Source organism: Aeromicrobium sp., assembly GCF_047606445.1.
GTDB lineage: Bacteria > Actinomycetota > Actinomycetes > Propionibacteriales > Nocardioidaceae > Aeromicrobium.
In genome coordinates this window covers 16,765-34,092 of sequence record NZ_JASGEK010000052.1, presented here as the reverse complement: position 1 = coordinate 34,092, position 17,328 = coordinate 16,765, and the positions used below count along the sequence as shown (strand labels likewise).

Sequence of the window (17,328 nt, the reverse complement as noted above, 5' to 3'; positions counted from 1 at the left end):
TTCGCCTCTTCCGTAGACAACACACGCGACATGACTCAAACCCTCCAATAGAAGAAATGTGAAACCCCACACACCCCCGAGACGAACCACAACCTAGTCGACCCCCCAACCACACCGCAACCACCCCCGCCTACGTGTTCTGCGATCGTGCTGGAGGCCTGAGAGCGGTCGGTCTGGGGACGGGGCGAGGACACCGTTCGGGCACCCCTTCACGCTCCTTGAACTTTCTCAAGCAATCTCGCCATGAAGCCGAATCGAGTACCATCGCGGCATGACACGCCTGGCCCGATGGGCCATTCTCGCGACGCTCACCCTCGGGCTCTTCACCATAGGATCGGCTGCCATGGCGACCCAAGCGCCCGAGCCGACCCTCCATGTCAGCACCACCACCGCCGACCCCGGCGACACCATCGACGTCACCGGCCACTGCCACCATCCAGGTGTCCAAGCCAACGAGCTCTTCGTTAACTTGGATGCTGTCATAAATGAAGACGGGGCACCGCCGGTTGTGGAACATAACATCCCTGTCGAGCCTGACGGCTCAGTCCAGGGCTCCTTCATCATCCCCGCCACAGCCACACCGGGCGAGTACCGCCTGTCACTGACTTGCTATAGCGACGACCAGGCCCTTGATTCCCGCACCTTCGATTTCACCGTCACCGGCGAGGTCACACCACCCGCGACCACACCGCCGCCCACCACTACTCCTCCAGCCGCCGCCGCGCCAGCGACAGCCGCCCCTATCAGCGACACCGACGAACACCTCCCCAACACCGGGAGCACCGTGCTCGGCACACTCCTTGTCGGCGTACCCCTCCTCGCCGCCGGAGCAGCACTCCTCCTCCTCCACCGCCGACGCGCACACACCGCCCCATGACACGCCACGCCCTATGGGCCACTTCGACCCTCAGGTCACGACGGCCGGCCTTTCCAGATGAAGCCCCTGGCGCGCTGAGGTGCGAGACCGTGCGACTCCTTGTATTCCAACGATCCCCGGCCTTTCGAGTCAGAGAGCGACCGTAGTCATGACCCAGCGGCCCGCTAACTGAGCGCGGCGTAGTGGTCGGCGGCGGCGACGACGCGGTTGTTGTAGTCGACTGAGGCGTTGTAGGCGCTGACCGCCGCGATCCAGTTCTGGTCCGACGACAGGTCGCCGCCCGCCTCGCACAGATAGACGGCGGCGGCCAGCGAGGCGTCGTCGACGTCCTGCGGGTCGGCCTCGCCGTCGCCGTCGCCGTCGGCCGCGTAGAGCTCCCACGTGGACGGGATGAACTGCATCGGACCGACCGCGCGATCCCAATGAGTGTCGCCGTCGAGCTCCCCGTCGTCGCTGTCGGAGATCGCCGCGACGCCGTCGCCGTCGAGCGCGATGCCGATGATCGCCGGCGAGGCCAGCCCGTCGTCGCCGATGGAGCCGCCGAAGATCGTGCCGTGGCCCGACTCGACGTGGCCGATCCCGGCGAGCGTGGTCCAGCCGAGCGAGCACGAGGGATGGGTCGTGGCGACCGCGATCGACGCACCGGCGTAGGCCGCCAGCGCGCGGCGCGGGATGCCGGTGGAGGCTGCGGTCTGCTCGACCCAGACCGGGTCGGCGAGCTCGTCGACCCCGACCTCGCCCGACCCGACGGCCGACGGCTCGGAGGCCGTCGAGCTCGGCGCCTGTTCGACCAGCCCCTCCGAGGGACGGTTCCACCGCACGGCGGCCACGACGATGGCCGCCAGTCCGAGCAGTCCCAAGGCCACCGGGACGGCCAGGGAGATCCAGAAGACACGGGAGGACGAGGAAAACATAACCCCGACAGCGTAACCGCCCTGCGGTGAGGCTCGTTTACTCCTGGTCGCCGCGCCACCGTCGCTCGAAGGGCAGCCGCCAGCTGTGCGGCGCGATGAGCTGATGCACCGCGTTCGGCCCCCAGGTGCCCGGCTCGTACGGACGCACCGGCGACGGGTCGTCGAGCAGCGGCTGGCTGACCTCCCACAGCCGCTCGATGCCCTCGGCGGTCGTGAACAGGGTGCGCTCGCCCAGCATCGCGTCGAGGATCAGCCGCTCGTAGGCCTCCAACACGTCGCCCTGACGCCCGGTCTCCTGCATCGCGAACTGCATCGACAGCTTGTCGAGCTTCATTCCGGGGCCCGGGCGCTTGCCGTAGAACGACAGCGACATGCGCGAGGCGTCGGCGAGGTCGAAGGTGAGGTGGTCCGGCCCGGAGCGCCCCACGCCGGAGCCGTCGGGGAACATCGACTTCGGCGGCTCGCGGAAGGCGATGGAGATGATGCGCGCGCCCTCGGCCATCTTCTTGCCGGTGCGCAGGTAGAACGGCACGCCGGCCCAGCGCCAGTTGTCGATCTCCGCCTTGAGCGCCACGAAGGTCTCGGTCTCGGAGTCGGCCGCGACCCCCTCCTCGCCTCGGTAGCCGTGGTACTGGCCGCGCACCACGCTCTCAGGCGTCAGCGGCAGCATCGAGGCGAAGACCTTGTTCTTCTCGATGCTGATCGCGTCGGAGTTCAGCGCGGTCGGCGGCTCCATCGCCATGAAGGCGAGGATCTGGAACAGGTGGGTGACGACCATGTCCTTGAACGCGCCGGTGCCCTCGTAGAAGCCGGCCCGGCCCGCCACCGAGAGCGTCTCGGGGACGTCGATCTGCACATGGTCGATGAAGGTGCGGTTCCAGATCGGCTCGAACAGGCCGTTGGCGAAGCGGAAGGCGAGGATGTTGAGCGCGGCCTCTTTGCCGAGGAAGTGGTCGATGCGGAAGATCTGCTCCTCGGCGAAGACCTCGTGGATCGCCGCGTTGAGGGCCTTCGCGCTGGCCAGGTCGGTGCCGAAGGGCTTCTCCATGATGATGCGCGCGTCGGTGACGAGGTCGGCCTCGGCGAGCTGTCCGACGACGTCGAGGGCGGCCTTCGGCGGCACGCTCAGATAGTGCAGCCTGCGCACGCCCTCGCCGAGCTGGGCTTCCAGCTCGTGGGCGCGTTCGGCCAGCGCCGCCGCGCCGTGGGTGACGTTGACGTAGGAGAGGCGTCCGGCGAAGTCCCGCCAGTCGTCCTCGTCGATGTCGCGGGTGCCGAACTCCCGGCAGGCCTGCTCGGTGAAGCTCCGGAACTCCTCGTCGTCGAAGTCGTCCATCGACGCGCCGAGGATGCGGGTGTCACCGACGAGACCGGACTGCGCCAGGTGCATCAGCCCCGGCAGCAGCTTGCGTCGCGCGAGGTCGCCGGTCGCGCCGAACAGGACGATGAGATACGGCTGCTTCATTCCGTCAGCCTAGGCCCGTTTCGTTGCGCTCAGGTGAACTCCGCGCGGCGGGGACGCACGATGATGGGTTTGGGTAGCGATCGCGTCCCAAAGACATCATTCTGCGTCTACCCGGTACGCAGGATGATGGGAAAAGGCAACGTCAACAACCTCAACCCATCATCCTGCGTCTCGCGGAGCCCTCAGATCAGGCGGCGGTCGCTGGCCCAGCGGGTGAGCTCGTGGCGGCTGGACAGCTGGAGCTTGCGCAGCACGCTCGACACATGGGTCTCGACGGTCTTGGGGGAGATGAACAGCTCCTTGGCGACCTCTTTGTAGGCGTAGCCGCGGGCGATGAGGCGCATGACCTCGCGCTCGCGCTCGGTGAGGCGGTCGAGGTCGGTGTCGACCTGCGCGACCTCGACATGGCCCGCGAAGGCGTCGAGCACGAAGCCGGCCAGGCGCGGGCTGAACACCGCGTCGCCGGCGGCCACCCGCCCGATGGCGTCGATCAGCTCCGGCCCGGAGATGTTCTTGGTGACGTAGCCGCGCGCGCCGGCCCGGATGACGCCGATGACGTCCTCGGCGGCGTCGCTGACCGACAGGGCCAGACAGCGCACCTCGGGGTGGCGCGTGCCGACCCGGCGCAGCACCTCCTGGCCGCCGCCGCCCGGCAGATGCACGTCGAGCAGCACCACCTCGGGCAGCGTCGCGGCGATCACCGCCACCGCCTCGTCGGCGTCGCCGGCCTCGCCCACGATGTCGACCGCCCCGGCGATCTCGGCGCGCACGCCGCTGCGGAACATCGCGTGGTCGTCGACCAGCACGACCCGTCGGCGCCCGCCCTTCTCGGACTCGGTCATGCGTTCTCCTCCTCGGCCTGGCTCTCACGGGGCAGCGTCAGCGCGACCTCCGCGCCCTCGCCCGGCGCGCTGCGCACCCGGGCGCGGCCGCCGTGCCGACCCATGCGGTCGACGACGGAGCCGCGCAGCCCCATCCGATCCTCCCCGACCGCCTCCGGGTCGAAGCCCGTGCCCCGGTCCCGGACGAACACCTCGACCTGCGTCGGCGCCACCTCGGCGAAGACGTCGACCCGGTCGACCCCGGCGTGCTTGGCGGCGTTGACCATCGCCTCGCGGGCCGCCCGCACGAGCGCGGCCACATCCGGGTCGAGGGCCAGGTCGCCCTCGCCGACGACGACCAGCTCGACGGCGATCCGGTGGTCGTCCTCGACCTCGTCGGCGGCCTGCCGCAGCGCCGCGGCGAGCGTCGTCCCGGCCAGCTCGCCGCCGCCGTACAGCCAGGCGCGCAGCTCGCGCTCCTGACGTCGGGCGATGGTGGCGACGGTCGCGGGGTCGTCGGCGTGCTTCTGCAGCAGCGCGAGGGTCTGCAGGACCGAGTCGTGCAGGTGGGCGGCCATGTCGGCGCGCTCCTGGGACCGCGCCCGCTCGCGCCGCTCGGCTCCGAGGTCGGAGACCAGCGAGGCGATCCACGGCCCGACCAGCACCGCCGCGCCGGTGAGCGCGACGACGATCGCCAGGCTCGCGTCGGCCAACGCCGTCCATCCGGCCTCGACCGTCACGAGGTAGGCGCCCGCCCCGACCACCAGGCCGAGGCCGACGAGCGTGCGGACCACCGACAGTCCCCGGAACCGCTGGCCCAGCCCGACGTCGTCGAGCCCCCGCCACATGACCGCGAGCCCAGCCGCGCCGACCAGCAGCGGCACGAACAGGCCCCAGGCGACGCCGTGGCCGCTCATCTGGAGCGCCAACCCCACCCCGGCGCCGAGCGCCAGGACGGCGGCGGCCCGTGTGTGGTCGATCCACGTCAACTGGCGTCCGGTGCGCAGCCCGCCACGGGTCGCGGCGGCCAATCCGGGGCTCGCCGGCTCCTCGGTCGCAAGCGGCAGGAAGCGCCACAGCAGCAGATAGGCGACGAGTCCGGCCCCGTTGAGGAAGACCGAGACCACGAAGGTCAGCCGCACCCACAGGACGTCGACGCCCAGATGGTCGGCCACACCCGCGCTGACGCCGGAGAGCAGACGGCGTCCGGCGGGGCGGGAGGCGCGGCGCGCGGGAGGTGGCGGAGTCACCGCACGATGGTCACACGTGCAGGCGGCGCGGCGCTATCGGGTCTTTCCCCCCATTCCAGGCCCTCGCTCCAGGGACCCCTCAGGGACCGACCAGGGTCTCACCGGATACCGCGGGGCGACGGGAGCGGCCACGATGGAGGCATGAGCCAGAGCACGACACCGCCTCCCCCGCCGCCCGGCGGCCAGGACTTCCGTTCCCTCCCCGACACCCAGCGCGCCACCGAGGGCCGCGTCGTCGCCGGCGTCGCCGCCGGACTCGGCCGCCGCCTCGGCATCGATCCCGTGATCGTGCGGGTCGTCTTCGTCGCCCTGTGCTTCGCAGGGCTGGCCGGGCTCGTCCTCTACGCGACTTTGTGGTTCGCGCTGCCGAGCGACGACGGACGGCCGAGCGTCATGGCCGACTGGTTCCGCCTCGGCGCGAACGAGCCGCAGATCCGCACCGGCGCGCTGATCCTCGGCGGGGCGCTCGCCTTCGCCTCGGTCGTCGGCGACGGCGGCTGGTTCTGGGGCGTCGCGACGCCGATCTTCTCGCTGTGGCTGATCGTCCCGGCGCTGTTCTGCTACTGGCTGTTCGTCGTGCTGCCGCGCGGGAAGGGCCAGGCCGCGCCGCCGCCCCGGCCGACGGCTGCGCCCGACGCGCCTCCGGCCGCGACCCCGCCGACGCCCCTGCGCCGATCCTTCGCCCCGCCGGTGCTGTTCCTCGTCACGATGTGCGCCCTGCTGATCGCGCTCGGCGTGCTCGCCGCGGTCCACGCCGGAGCCGGGCTCGACCTGCCCGTCGCGGCCTACCCGGCCCTCGCGCTCGGCGTCGTCGGCGCCGGCCTGCTCGTCGGGGCTCGCTGGGGGCGCAGCATCGCGCTCGTCCCGGTCGGCCTGCTGCTCTGCCTCGTGCTCGCCGTCTCCGCGCTCGTCCCCGACGGCCCCGTCGGCGAGTTCCGCCCGACCCCGGCCAGCGCGGCCGACGTCCGCTCCGACTACGAGCTCGGCCTCGGCGACCTGCGACTCGACCTGAGCCAGGTCGACGACCCCGACGAGCTGCTCGGCCGCACCGTCGCCATCGACGCCGGGGTCGGCCAGGTGACCGTCATCGTCCCCGCCGACCTGCCCGTCCGGGTGGAGAGCCGGATCGAGGGCGGCGAGATCGTCGTCTTCGACCAGCGCCGATCCGGCCGCGAGGCGGTCCTGGAGACCGCCTCCGGCGACGAGCCCCGGCTCACCCTCGTCATCGACCAGACCTTCGGCCAGACCCTCGTGGAGCGAGCATGAACCCGCACTCTTTCAACGCCTGGAGCTTCCTGAGCGGAGCCCTCTTCGTCCTGATCGCCGCAGGGTGGACGCTCGTCGCCGTCGGCGCGGCCGAGCCGGTCCACCTGCTGCGCGCCGCCCCGGTCGCCCTGATCGCCCTCGGCGTCGGGGGGCTCGCGCTCACTCTGCGCAAAGCGCCCTGATCGCGACGCCGGTGTCGTCGGCGAAGAAGCCGTCGACGCCGGCCCGCGCGAAGAGGCGGTACTCCTCTGCGGCGTCGCCGTGCTCGGCCTTGACCTCGCCGATCCGCAGGTCGAGCGGCAGGAAGTTGTTCTCGTCGCGCATCGTCCAGATGTGGACCAGCAGACCGGCCGCGTGGGCGTCCCGCACGAGGCCGGTCTCGCCGATCAGGCGGTGGTCGGGCTCACGGGCGATGACGAGGCTCTTGTTCGGGCCGATGCCGTCGGCGTAGCCGGCGATCCAGGTCAGCTCCGCAGGGGCCGTGAGGTCGGCGTACGTGCGCGGGTCGCCGGCCACCTCCAGGTCCCAGGGCGCGTCCTTGCGGTCCATCAGCTGGATCAGCATGACCGGGGTGCGGCTCCGCAGGCGGCGCAGATTGCCGGTCTCGAAGCACTGGATGACGATCGGCACGGGGCTGTCGACGCGGTTGAGGTCACGCCGCTCCAGCGCCTCGATGAGCCGGTCGTCGAGGCTGAGGCCGATCTCGTCGAAGTAGCTCGGGTGCTTCGTCTCGACGTAGACCCCGACCTGGCGCGGCGCGGCCTCGGCGATGTCGAGGACCTCCTCGAAGGTCAGGATCGGCTCAGTCCCGTTCCGCCCGACGTTCTGCGGGCGCAGCTGGGGCAGCCGCTCGACGGTGCGCAGCGTCTTCAGCTCGGCCAGCGTGAAGTCCTCGGTGAACCACCCGGTCAGCTCTTTGCCGTCGATCACCTTGGTGGCCCGACGGTCGGCGAACTCGGGATGGTCGGCGACGTCGGTGGTGCCGGAGATCTCGTTCTCGTGGCGCACGACGAGGTGGCCATCGGAGGTGCAGACGACGTCGGGCTCGATGTAGTCCGCGCCCTGTTCGATCGCCAGCTCGTAGGACGGGCGGGTGTGTTCGAGACGGTAGGTCGGCACGCCGCGGTGGGCGATGATGGTCGGCCGGTTCACGCCCGCATCATGTCACCTCGGAGTGGCTCGCAGGTGGACGATCGGTGAATCACTCGCGACGTCGGGCGGTGCGGACGGCGACGACGGCGGTCAGCGCCACGACGGCGACGACGAGGCCGATCAGCACAGCCTTGTCGTCGGCCGAGGAGCGCAGGAGGGTGACCAGTCCGACGCCGACCGTGGTCCACAGCGTCGCCCACAGCGCGGCGCCGGGGACGAGGCCGAGCAGGTAGCGCGGGAAGGTCATACCGGCGAGTCCGGCGGCGAGGTTGATGGCGGTCTGCGCGCCGACGGTGAGGAAGCTCAACGTGACGGCGGGCGGCCCCCAACGGTCGACCTTCTCGGTGGCCGCCCGCATCGTCTCGCCGGGCGGGCGCTTGCGGGTGACGCCGGCGGCCATCGCGCGGCCGAGTCCGTAGGTGGCGCCCGCGCGCAGCAACACGATGACGAAGAAGGTCAGCCAGGCCCAGCCCCACGGCCACGACTGGATCGTGTCCATCACCTCGCTCACGGCAGCTCCCGGGTCAGGATGATCGCGTCGACGCCGCCGGGGTAGTAGCGGCGACGGCGGTGGATCGGGGTCAGGCCCGCGGCGCGGTAGAAGGCGAGGGCGGCGTCGTTGTCGGCGGCGACCTCCAGCATCAGTCGTTCAGCGCCCTCGTCGGCGGCGGCCTGGGCGAGGTCGGCGAGCAGCCCGCGGGCGTGGCCGTGGCGTCGGGCCGACGGGTCGACGGCGATCCGCAGGAGGTCGGCGGTGTCGGCGAGGACCGAGCAGGTGGCGTAGCCGGTGACCGCGCCGTCGGTCTCGCTGACACGGACGATCCGGTCGGGCAGGTCGAGCTCGGCGCGCAGTTGGCTCTCGTTCCAGGCCTGGGCGGGCGCGAATCCGGCCTGTTCGACGGCGACGAGGGCGGGCAGGTCAGCGGCGGTCACCGGACGGGTGACGGGGGTCATCGCTGGTCGAGGGGCACCGCGTCGGGGCGGCGCAGGTACAGCGGCTCCAGCGGCAGACGTTCGGCGGTCCCGGCGACGACGGCCTCGGCGAGCGCGGCGGCGGTCGGGTCGAGGGGGCCGCGCGAGCCGCCGAGGTGGTCGGCGTGCAGCTCGGCGCCGCGTCCGACGATCGGCACGCCGGGGAACCGTTCGGCGAGGGTGGCGGGGGCGGCGACCTCGGGGCCGTCCTGGCGTCGTCCGGCCGCGTCGTAGCGGGCCCAGTAGACCTCGCGGCGGCGCGCGTCGGTGGCGACGAGGAAGGGCTCGTCGAGGTCGGGCGCGGCGGCGAGCGCGAGCGGGTCGAGCGAGCACACGCCGTGCGCGGTCAGGTCGAGGGTCGAGGCGAGGGTGAGCGCGGTGACGACACCGACCCGCAGTCCGGTGAACGGCCCCGGCCCGACGCCGACCGCCACGTCGGTGAGGTCGGCGGGCGCCGCTCCGGATTGCGCGAGCGCGGCCTGTATCGCGGGGGCCAACTGCTCGCCGTGCGCCGTGGCCCCCTCCGCGTGCGCCTCGCCGACGACGCGCGTCCCGTCGTGGACGGCGACGGTGATCGCCGGAGTGGCGGTGTCGAACGCGAGCAACAGCACGACGTGAGCCTACCCTGACTCGATGACGATCTCTCCGTCAACGTGTCAGATCCCTGGACGTCCAGTCAGACCTTCCCTCAAGGTGAAGTCATGACCAAGGAAAGGACCTACCATGACAGCTATGACCGTCGAAGCGTTGAGGATGCCGCGAGGACGACCCTTGACGCGCGCGGACTTGGAGACGGTCCCCGATGACGGGCACCGCTACGAGTTGGTCGACGGGGTTCTCATTGTGAGCCCGGCGCCCTCGTGGGGACATCAGCGGGTTCTTCGCCGTATCTTCCGACACGTCGACGCCGCCTGCGCACCCGAGAACGAAGTGATCTTCGCGCCTTTCGATGTGATCCTCAGCGAAAACACCTCGCTTCAGCCTGATCTGGTCATGGCCGCCCGGACGGATTTCGCCGTGAAGGGCCTCTTCTCCACGCCCCTCCTGGCCGTCGAAGTCCTGTCCCCCTCCACCCGCGGCGTCGATCTGCTGCTCAAGAAGGAACGGCTCGAGCGCGCCGGATGCCCTCACTACTGGGTGGTCGATCCTGACGAGCCCTCCGTCACCGCATGGGCCCTCGCCGACGGCTCCTACCACCAGGTGGCGTACGTCTGCCGCGACGAGACCTTCTCCGTCGCCTCACCGGTGACCATACGGCTGACGCCCGCCGAGCTGGTCGCCTAACCGAGCAGCGTGGACCGCAGCGGGACGCCGACCCACCGCGCGCCGTGGGGGGTGACGGTGACGACGCGGGGCTCGTCGAGGTCGTCGGCGTCGTCGGTCTCGGCGGCGCTCGTGCCGAGGGGGTCGTCCGACGCGGCCTCGCGACGTTCGAAGCGCAGGTGCAGGCGGTCAGGGCTCAACTGTTCGGCCAGGCCCTCGCCCCACTCGACCACCGTCACCGACTCGGCCAGCGAGGCGTCGAGGTCGAGGTCGTCCAGCTCAGCGGCCGACCCGAGCCGGTAGGCGTCGACGTGCACCAGGCCCGGACCGTCTGCGAGCGGGGGGTGGTGGCGGGCGACGATGAAGGTCGGCGAGGTGACCGGGCCGCGCACGTCGAGCCCGTCGGCGAGCCCCTGCGTGAAGGTGGTCTTTCCCGCCCCGAGGTCGCCCGACAACACCAAAAGGTCGCCTGCCCGCAGCAGCCCCGCCAGCCGCCGGGCGAGGTCCTGGGTGTCGTCGGCGGTGCGGGTCTCGCGGGCCAGCCAGAGCGTCTTGCCGAACTCCAAGAGCGTGCCCTCGCCGCCGGTGCGCACATATTTGCGCCGCTCCCAGAACCGCACCGTGTCGGGCAGCTCGGCGCGCACGTGCAGCCAGATCCCGTCCTTGCCGCGCTCCTCGGCGGTGTCCTCGGCCACGCCGACCATCGCCGAGGCGACGCCGCGCGACTGGATCTCCGGGTCGACCGACACGCGCCGCAGCCCCAGCAGCCCCGGCCGCGACTCGTCGAACAGCAGCGCGCCCATCGGCCGCCCGCGGCGCTCCACCAACAGCCCGCCGGAGGTCTCTAGGACCTCACGCACCGAGGCCTCGGTCTCCTGGGTCGCCGTCGACGGCGGGTCGAGCTCACGGCGCGCGCCGAAGGAGCGCCGGATGATGTCGGCGACCACGGCGGCGTGCTCGGGCCGGGCCTCGACCACGTCGAGGGCGCGCAGCGGGCTCATCGGACCCGGCTCACCAAGGCGTCGATCGCGTCGTCGACCGGACCCGGCTGCTCCAGCATGACCATGTGACCGGCCCCCTCGACCAGCACCAGCTCGGCGCCGTCGATCTCCTCGGCCAGGCGCTTGCTGTGTTTGGCGGGGGTGAGCAGGTCGTCGGTCCCGCAGAGCACCGTCACGGGGATGTCGGCGAAGGTCGAGAGCGCCTCGAACAGGTCGAGCGAGGGGAAGTTCGGGTAGAAGTCGAGCAGCACCCGGGTCGAGGCCCGCGCGATCATCTCGTCGCACATCGCGGCGGCGGCCGGGCTGGCGTCGGGGCCGACCGCCCACCGCTTGACGACCGAGGAGCTGTTGAAGGCGCGGCCCCAGTCGAGCACGGGACTGGAGAGCCGCAGCAGGCCGCCGAGCCGTTCCAGCGCCGGCTTGCCGCGCATGAGCTTGCCCGCGCTGGTGCCGACGAGCAGCGCCCCCACGACGACCCGGCCGAACAAGTCGGGCCGGTCGGCGGCCAACCGCATGATCGTCATGCCGCCCATCGAATGACCGACGAGGAGCACCCGGCCGCGCGCGTGCGCCTCGATCACCCGTGCGAGGTCGTCGGCGAGCAACGCGAAAGTGGAGTTCTCGCTGTGGGTCGCGCCGGAACGTCCGTGCCCGCGATGGTCGAGGTAGACCGTGCGCACCCGGCCGCGCAGGTGGAGCCGCTGGAAGTGCCAGGTGTCCTGGTCGCACATCCAGCCGTGCACGAACACGACGGTCAGATCGCCGGGGGCGTCGTCGACCTCGACGTGCAGCGGCGTGCCGTCGGCGGCGATGACGGCGAACTCCTCGCCGCGCACCGAGCCGAAGGGCTGGTCGCCGACCAACTGGCGACGTCGGTCGTGGACGCGACGCTGGCGCAGCACCGCGGCGGCGGCCCCCGCGCTGGCGAACGCCCCAGCCGTGACGGCGAGTTTGGTCAAGCGCTTCATGACATTCCTCCGTAGACATGCTGCACACGGCCGCCGAGTCCGGTGACGACCTCGTAGCCGATCGTGCCAGACGCCTCCGCCCAGTCCTGCGCCGTCGGCTCCCCGTCGTCGCCGGGGCCGAACAGGGTGATGAGGTCGCCTGCTCGCGCGGGCAGGTCGCCGAGGTCAACCATGAGCTGGTCCATGCAGATCGTGCCGACGACGGGCACGCGGCGTCCGTGGATCCACGCCGACGCCCGGCCGCTGGCGGCGCGGTGGATGCCCTCGCCGTAACCGGCGGGCACGAGGCCGAGCGTCGTCCCGCGGTCGGTGACGTGGCGGTGGCCGTAGGAGACGCCCTGCCCGGCGGGGACTCGTTTGACTCCGGCGAGGCGGGCGCGCAGCGTCATCACCGGGCGCAGCGGGACGTCGTGGACGAGCGAGGGGGCGGGCGGCAGGCCGTAGCTGGCGATGCCGGCGCGGACGAGGTCGAAGTGCGCGCCGGGGCGGGTCAGCAGCGCGGCGGAGTTGGCGAGGTGGCGCAGCCCGGGGTCGACGCCCGCCGCCTCCAGTTCGGCGACGGCCTCGCGGAAGCGCGCCTCTTGGGCGTCGTTGGCGGGGTGCTCGGGCTCGTCGGCGCAGGCGAGGTGCGACCAGACGCCGGTGATCGCGAGGCCGTCGCCGGCGGCACGGCGGGCGGCGGCCACCAATTCCGGCCACGCGGCTCCATAGGCGCCGTTGCGGGCCAGACCGGTGTCGACTTTGAGCTGGAAGCGCGGGACGCGTGCGGCGGCGCGGATCTCGGCGAGCTGGGCGGCCGAGGAGGCGGTCACCTCGACGTCGTGCTCGGCGGCGGCGGCGAAGTCCGCGCCCGGGGCGTGCAGCCAGCACAGCAGCGGTCCCTCGTCACCGGCGCGGCGCAGCGCCAACGCCTCGTCGAGGGTGGCGACGCCGAGCCAGTCCACGCCGGCCGCGCGGGCGGCGCGGGCCATCGGGACGAGGCCATGGCCGTAAGCGTTCGCCTTCACCACCGCCATCAACTGGGCGCCGGGGGCATGGGCGCCGAGACGGCGCAGGTTCTCGGCGTAGGCGTCGAGGTCGACGTAGGCCTCGATCTGGGGGATGGTCACCAGTCGTTCACCTGGCTCAGTCGTCCGGACAGGAAGTCGGCGATGACGCCGGGCAGCTCCGCCGCGATCTGCGAGGCGGTGATCGGGCCGCCCGGATTGGCACGCACGCCCGCCGCCCCGTGGAAGAAGGCCCCGAGCGAGGCGGCGTCGTGGGCGTCGAGTCCGGCGGCCAGCAGCGAGCCGACGAGCCCGCCGAGCACATCGCCGGACCCGGCCGTGGCGAGCCAGGGCGTGCCGGAGAGGTTGACGCGTGGCGTGCGGCCCGGCGTGACGACGAGGGTGCGGCGGCCTTTGAGCAGCACGGTGGCCTTCCAGCGGTCGGCCGCCTCGCGGGCGTGCCGCCAGGGGTCGGCCTCGACCTCGGCGCGCTCGACGTCGAGCAACGAGGCCAACTCCCCCGCGTGCGGGGTGAGCACGGTCGCCTGTTCGACCGGCCACTCAAGACACGGCAACGCGGCGGCGTCGACGACCAGCGGAACCTCGTCGTCCAACGCCGCGCGCAGGTGTTCGGCCGCCGTGTCCTCGCCACCCGAGCCGACGACCCAGGCCTGCACCCGGCCCGCCCCGGCCACCACTTCAGGAGATTTATCGACAACTCGAAGTTCGAGGTCGGCGTCCCCGACGAAGCGGACGTAGCCAGCCAGCCCCGCCTGGGCGCCGGCGACGCTGAGGTGCGCCGCGCCCGGATAGCGCGACGATCCGGCCCGCACCCCGACCACCCCGCGCGTGTACTTGTGCGCCCGCGACCCGGGCGCGACCCAGCTCAGCAGGTCGGCGTCACCGGCGGCGATCGCCTCCACCGCCGGTCCCGACAGATACGCCCCCAGGCCGATGTCGGCGACCTCCACGATTCCGGCGACGTCGGCCGCCGGACCGACCAGCAGGCCCGGTTTGAACGCGCCGAAGGTCAGCGTGCGGTCGGCGCGCAAGAAGACTCCCGGCAGCGTGCCGTCGTCGACGCCGATCCCCGAGGGCACGTCGACAGCGACCGTGAACGGCTCGTGGCGGCGCTGCCACGCCGCCCACTCAGCCGCCTTCTGTGTCAACCCGGGCCGAGCGCCGATGCCGAAGACCCCGTCGACGCAGACCGGCTCGTCGCTCGGCGCGTCGACCTCCCTGGCCCCGGCGGCCCGCGCATCGGCGAGCCCAGCGGGGTGCGCCTTCTCCGCGTCGAGCAGACACAGTCGGACAGCGCGTCCGGCCCGCGCCAGGTGGGCCGCCGCGTAGAGCGCGTCGCCGCCGTTGTTGCCGGGACCGATCAGGAACAGTGTCGTGGCGTCGGCGGGCGTCCATTCCAGGAGCCGGTCGGCCAACGCGCGGGCCGCCTGCGCCATGAGCGCATCCCAGCCGACGTGCTGAGCCGCGCGTTCCTCGGCGGCGCGGATCGCCGCGACCTCGTAGCCGACGAGCATTCAGTCCGCCTCGGCGACGACGAACGCGGTCGCCACCGGACCGTCGTGCGAGATCGACAGGTGCAGCCCGGTGATGCCGAGGTCGCGGACCCGCGCGGCCGCCTGGTCGTGCAGCGCGAACGACGGAGCGCCCCGGTCGTCGGTGACCACCTCGATGTCGGTCCACGACATGCCCGCCGGGGCCCGCAGCGCTTTGACGAAGGCCTCCTTCGCCGCGAACCGGGCCGCCAGCGACTCGGTCGAGAGCGTGGCCTCGGCAGGGGTGAAGAGCCGCTGCCGCAGCGTCGGGGTCCGTTCCAAGGACGCGGCGAACCGTTCGACGTCCACCACGTCCACCCCGATCCCACGCACGCTCATGAGGGTCAGGTTACGTCCCTTCGAGGCTCGGGCGCGGACACCCTCACAAGCGGGAGGTGCCCCGCCTCGGAGGGACAGACCCACTCCGCCATGACGGACTTGACGGGCGCTTAGAGGTCGAGCGCCTCGATGTAGGCGATCCGGCCAGCGATGGCCGCCACGAAGTTCGCCACCGACACTTCGACCACCGGCTCTTCAAGGATTCCATCACCCTTGCGGGTGGTGAGCACGCAGGTGGCGTCGTAGAGCCGTTCACGCACAAGCCGCTGCGCGAGAATCCGGTAGCGGTCGATGTAGGAGGTTTCCGAGAAGATCGGGTCAGCTGGAAAGAGCGTTCTGGGGTCAACCCTAGAGACGCGCGAGGACACGTCGGAGTGTTCGATGACGAAGACGAAGCCGAGCCACGGGCGGACCGAGCCGAAGGTTCCCTCTTCGTAGGCCTTCCAGATATCGACGGCGTTCCCGAGCGCTTCTTCGGTCCGGTTATTGAAGTTGTTGCCGATCGAGCCGACTTGGGACTTGAACTCCACAGCCGCGACGAGCGCGCCCTTGAAGGTCACGAGGAGATCCCAGTCCTTCGACCGGCGATAGTGGCCCGGGAGCGTCAGCCGGGCGCCACTTCGCACCTCAGCGCCACGCTCCACGAGCGGAGCGAACAGTTCGGCCACCGTATCCTCCAGTGGACGCAGGTGCTTGCCACCCGTGACAGCGCCACGCGTCCCTGCGTCCAACTGGCCGGACTCAACCTGGCGCTGGGCCTGCGCGTCACGCCTCGTCCAAAATGCGCGGATCGCCGTGTCGAAACTCTCGAAGACACTCACGCCGCGACGCTCATCTCGCTCAAGCCGTAGGCGCGCAGTGAAGCACGGTTTGCCGCTTCGCGGTCGCCTCGCTCGAAGGCGTCGGCGAGTTCAGCCGCAAGATCACCGCCAAGAGAAGACGGCTCGGGTACTCGGATCTTGCGGAGGTACTGCGACTGGAAGCGGAGCGTGCCGCCACGCATTCGCACGCAGTATGCCTCAATGAAGGATTGAGCAACCGACGACAGGAGCAGGCCGCCGAGGACCTTCAGATCCCACGTCGGCGCGGTGATCCAGTAGAGGTTGTGATGGGGGTAGTGGCCACCGGCCTCGTAGACCGGAGTGATCTGTGCCTTCATGTCCTGGAGCAACAGCTTCGGCTGGTCGAGAAGCGATGGGTTGACCTTGTCGATGGTCTTGAACCAGGCATCGGGCCGCTTGCGCGCGACGTAGCGGTCGCGGAGCTTTGGATGCCGCGCATAATGAGCCGCCAACTTCGGGTAGTCGGCAAGGTTGACCAGCGACCCGTCTGGCAACCACGGGTTGAGCAGGACGTGGCCACCCCAGGAGAAGGTCCCTTTCCGGACATCGTCGGTCATGACGACGGGAAGTTTTCGGTCGTCCTCGACATCGACGTCGGACGGCACGATGTAAGCCTTGTCGGCGCCTGTAGCGATGCCTATCCCCACCTTCGCACCAGTCTGCTCGATGGTGGGGAACCGCGCGTTGAGGTCGTCCAACAGCGCAATGCTGTCAGGGTCCCCCGCTGGCCACAGGTCGTCGCCCGAGAACCAGTGGGCGATCCGGTGGGCACTGAACGTCGACGCGCGCTCTGCCAATGTGTCCGAGAGCGTGAACCGTGTCAGCCGCTTGGCGGCACGTTCATCAAAATCGGCGTTGCACTCCGCGATGACGGCGGAACCTTGGCCAGCCCGGGTCAACACGGTGATCGCGGGGTAGGCGCTGACATCGGCGTCGAAGACGTCCGCGTCGTGCATCTGCCACACCGAGTCGACCGCGCACAAGGAGGCGACAAGGCGACGCAGTTGCGCGCCATAGGCGTTGCGCATCCAACGGTCGGCACAGATGAAGGCGTGCTTTCCGCCCGGCTTGAGTTGGGTGACGCCCTTCTCGAAGAAGGCGACGTAGATGTCTGCTCGCCCGCTCATGGAGCGGTACATGTGGCGGTACATGTAATCGGCTTCGGGATCGAGCTGATCGGAACGAATGTAAGGCGGGTTGCCGACGACGACGTCGGCCCGGACGTCTTCGTCGTCGAGCAGGTAGTCGGCGGCCTTGAGCCAACGTCCGGCAATCCGTCGTGCCTCAGCGAGGGTTGCGCCTGCGTCCACGAGCATGGACACGCTGGCTTTGACGCAGGTCTCGACATGTTCGGCCTGGAGGTCGTACCCCCGCAGGCACTCCTGCAAGTTCGCGGGAGAGGCGCCTCGACGGCGTGCCGAGTCCAGCAGCCGCTCCACCATAGGAATCCAAAACGCACCAGAACCCACCGACGGCTCGACCGCCATCAGCTTCGTGAGATCACGGTCCGTGGTGTACCCGACAAGGTCGAGCATCGCGTCAACAACCCAGCGCCGTGTGAAGACCTCGCCATAGTTACGTTCACTCATGAACGCCAGCCTATGCGGGACCCATGACACTCTTCAGATCTCCACACCGCTGGCGCCGACCTCGGCTACG

19 protein-coding genes are annotated in these 17,328 nt (G+C 70.9%); 4 read left to right on the top strand and 15 right to left on the bottom strand.

Features of this window, described 5'->3' with window-relative positions; translation table 11 throughout:
* Positions 1–271: 271 nt before the first annotated feature.
* Positions 272–877 (top strand): LPXTG cell wall anchor domain-containing protein, encoded by a 606-nt coding sequence (locus tag QM621_RS09890; RefSeq protein ID WP_414990211.1) that lies wholly within the window; start codon positions 272–274, stop codon positions 875–877.
* A 164-nt stretch (positions 878–1,041) separates the two neighbouring features.
* On the opposite strand, the gene QM621_RS09885 is transcribed toward QM621_RS09890, so the two are convergent.
* The 4 genes from QM621_RS09885 to QM621_RS09870 form a co-directional block, all read right to left on the bottom strand.
* Positions 1,042–1,791, bottom strand: a complete 750-nt coding sequence (locus QM621_RS09885; RefSeq protein WP_414990210.1) for a lytic transglycosylase domain-containing protein — start codon at positions 1,789–1,791, stop codon at positions 1,042–1,044.
* 37 nt (positions 1,792–1,828) lie between these two features.
* Complete coding sequence (gene zwf / locus QM621_RS09880; protein ID WP_414990209.1) at positions 1,829–3,256, bottom strand: glucose-6-phosphate dehydrogenase; 1,428 nt, start codon at positions 3,254–3,256, stop codon at positions 1,829–1,831.
* Between the two features lie 182 nt (positions 3,257–3,438).
* Complete coding sequence (locus QM621_RS09875; RefSeq protein ID WP_414990208.1) at positions 3,439–4,098, bottom strand: LuxR C-terminal-related transcriptional regulator; 660 nt, start codon at positions 4,096–4,098, stop codon at positions 3,439–3,441.
* On the bottom strand, positions 4,095–5,327 hold the full coding sequence (locus QM621_RS09870) for a PspC domain-containing protein (protein ID WP_414990207.1): 1,233 nt from the start codon (positions 5,325–5,327) through the stop codon (positions 4,095–4,097). Before QM621_RS09870 ends, QM621_RS09875 begins: the two co-directional genes overlap by 4 nt.
* A 141-nt stretch (positions 5,328–5,468) precedes the next feature.
* On the opposite strand from QM621_RS09870, the gene QM621_RS09865 reads away from it, so the two are divergent.
* Positions 5,469–6,593, top strand: a complete 1,125-nt coding sequence (locus tag QM621_RS09865; protein ID WP_414990206.1) for a PspC domain-containing protein — start codon at positions 5,469–5,471, stop codon at positions 6,591–6,593.
* The gene (locus QM621_RS09860) at positions 6,590–6,775 is read left to right on the top strand and encodes a hypothetical protein (protein WP_414990205.1); all 186 of its coding nucleotides are present in this window, start codon (positions 6,590–6,592) and stop codon (positions 6,773–6,775) included. The genes QM621_RS09865 and QM621_RS09860 overlap by 4 nt, the downstream gene beginning before the upstream one ends.
* Here QM621_RS09860 and QM621_RS09855 read toward each other — a convergent pair.
* From QM621_RS09855 to tsaB, 4 genes are read right to left on the bottom strand one after another with little or no spacing between them, the layout of a single operon-like run.
* Entirely contained in the window at positions 6,753–7,745 is a 993-nt protein-coding gene (locus QM621_RS09855) for a glycerophosphodiester phosphodiesterase (protein ID WP_414990204.1), read from the bottom strand. The genes QM621_RS09860 and QM621_RS09855 overlap by 23 nt on opposite strands.
* Positions 7,746–7,794: 49 nt before the next feature.
* The gene (locus QM621_RS09850) at positions 7,795–8,256 is read right to left on the bottom strand and encodes a DedA family protein (RefSeq protein ID WP_414990203.1); all 462 of its coding nucleotides are present in this window, start codon (positions 8,254–8,256) and stop codon (positions 7,795–7,797) included.
* Entirely contained in the window at positions 8,253–8,699 is a 447-nt protein-coding gene (gene rimI / locus QM621_RS09845) for a ribosomal protein S18-alanine N-acetyltransferase (protein WP_414990202.1), read from the bottom strand. The genes QM621_RS09850 and rimI overlap by 4 nt, the downstream gene beginning before the upstream one ends.
* Positions 8,696–9,328: a tRNA (adenosine(37)-N6)-threonylcarbamoyltransferase complex dimerization subunit type 1 TsaB gene (tsaB, locus tag QM621_RS09840; protein WP_414990201.1), complete on the bottom strand. Its 633-nt coding sequence runs from the start codon at positions 9,326–9,328 to the stop codon at positions 8,696–8,698. Before tsaB ends, rimI begins: the two co-directional genes overlap by 4 nt.
* A 175-nt stretch (positions 9,329–9,503) precedes the next feature.
* Here tsaB and QM621_RS09835 point away from each other — a divergent pair, with 175 nt between their 5' ends.
* The gene (locus QM621_RS09835; RefSeq protein WP_414990200.1) at positions 9,504–10,001 is read left to right on the top strand and encodes a Uma2 family endonuclease; all 498 of its coding nucleotides are present in this window, start codon (positions 9,504–9,506) and stop codon (positions 9,999–10,001) included.
* Here the strand turns inward: QM621_RS09835 and tsaE are convergent.
* From tsaE to QM621_RS09800, 7 genes are all read right to left on the bottom strand, one after another.
* The gene (gene tsaE, locus QM621_RS09830) at positions 9,998–10,981 is read right to left on the bottom strand and encodes a tRNA (adenosine(37)-N6)-threonylcarbamoyltransferase complex ATPase subunit type 1 TsaE (RefSeq protein ID WP_414990199.1); all 984 of its coding nucleotides are present in this window, start codon (positions 10,979–10,981) and stop codon (positions 9,998–10,000) included. The genes QM621_RS09835 and tsaE overlap by 4 nt on opposite strands.
* Positions 10,978–11,949, bottom strand: coding sequence for an alpha/beta fold hydrolase (locus tag QM621_RS09825; RefSeq protein WP_414990198.1), 972 nt, complete (start codon positions 11,947–11,949; stop codon positions 10,978–10,980). The genes tsaE and QM621_RS09825 overlap by 4 nt, the downstream gene beginning before the upstream one ends.
* Complete coding sequence (alr, locus tag QM621_RS09820) at positions 11,946–13,058, bottom strand: alanine racemase (protein WP_414990197.1); 1,113 nt, start codon at positions 13,056–13,058, stop codon at positions 11,946–11,948. Before alr ends, QM621_RS09825 begins: the two co-directional genes overlap by 4 nt.
* Positions 13,055–14,470 (bottom strand): NAD(P)H-hydrate epimerase, encoded by a 1,416-nt coding sequence (locus QM621_RS09815; RefSeq protein WP_414990196.1) that lies wholly within the window; start codon positions 14,468–14,470, stop codon positions 13,055–13,057. The genes alr and QM621_RS09815 overlap by 4 nt, the downstream gene beginning before the upstream one ends.
* Positions 14,471–14,827, bottom strand: a complete 357-nt coding sequence (locus QM621_RS09810; RefSeq protein ID WP_414990195.1) for a holo-ACP synthase — start codon at positions 14,825–14,827, stop codon at positions 14,471–14,473.
* A gap of 110 nt (positions 14,828–14,937) precedes the next feature.
* On the bottom strand, positions 14,938–15,648 hold the full coding sequence (locus QM621_RS09805) for a PaeR7I family type II restriction endonuclease (RefSeq protein WP_414990194.1): 711 nt from the start codon (positions 15,646–15,648) through the stop codon (positions 14,938–14,940).
* Positions 15,645–17,258 carry an Eco57I restriction-modification methylase domain-containing protein gene (locus tag QM621_RS09800; RefSeq protein ID WP_414990193.1) on the bottom strand — a complete coding sequence of 538 codons (1,614 nt, stop codon included), beginning with the start codon at positions 17,256–17,258 and terminating at the stop codon, positions 15,645–15,647. The genes QM621_RS09805 and QM621_RS09800 overlap by 4 nt, the downstream gene beginning before the upstream one ends.
* Positions 17,259–17,328: the final 70 nt, after the last annotated feature.

What these genes read in the sequence shown, in the direction of transcription:
- QM621_RS09885 (WP_414990210.1), bottom strand. Translation starts at nt 1,791, where the DNA reads ATGTTTTCCTCGTCCTCCCGTGTCTTCTGGATCTCCCTGGCCGTCCCG.
- QM621_RS09810 (WP_414990195.1), bottom strand. Translation starts at nt 14,827, where the DNA reads ATGAGCGTGCGTGGGATCGGGGTGGACGTGGTGGACGTCGAACGGTTC.
- QM621_RS09865 (WP_414990206.1), top strand. Translation starts at nt 5,469, where the DNA reads ATGAGCCAGAGCACGACACCGCCTCCCCCGCCGCCCGGCGGCCAGGAC.
- QM621_RS09825 (WP_414990198.1), bottom strand. Translation starts at nt 11,949, where the DNA reads ATGAAGCGCTTGACCAAACTCGCCGTCACGGCTGGGGCGTTCGCCAGC.
- QM621_RS09815 (WP_414990196.1), bottom strand. Translation starts at nt 14,470, where the DNA reads ATGCTCGTCGGCTACGAGGTCGCGGCGATCCGCGCCGCCGAGGAACGC.
- QM621_RS09890 (WP_414990211.1), top strand. Translation starts at nt 272, where the DNA reads ATGACACGCCTGGCCCGATGGGCCATTCTCGCGACGCTCACCCTCGGG.
- QM621_RS09860 (WP_414990205.1), top strand. Translation starts at nt 6,590, where the DNA reads ATGAACCCGCACTCTTTCAACGCCTGGAGCTTCCTGAGCGGAGCCCTC.
- tsaE (WP_414990199.1), bottom strand. Translation starts at nt 10,981, where the DNA reads ATGAGCCCGCTGCGCGCCCTCGACGTGGTCGAGGCCCGGCCCGAGCAC.
- QM621_RS09800 (WP_414990193.1), bottom strand. Translation starts at nt 17,258, where the DNA reads ATGAGTGAACGTAACTATGGCGAGGTCTTCACACGGCGCTGGGTTGTT.
- QM621_RS09875 (WP_414990208.1), bottom strand. Translation starts at nt 4,098, where the DNA reads ATGACCGAGTCCGAGAAGGGCGGGCGCCGACGGGTCGTGCTGGTCGAC.
- zwf (WP_414990209.1), bottom strand. Translation starts at nt 3,256, where the DNA reads ATGAAGCAGCCGTATCTCATCGTCCTGTTCGGCGCGACCGGCGACCTC.
- rimI (WP_414990202.1), bottom strand. Translation starts at nt 8,699, where the DNA reads ATGACCCCCGTCACCCGTCCGGTGACCGCCGCTGACCTGCCCGCCCTC.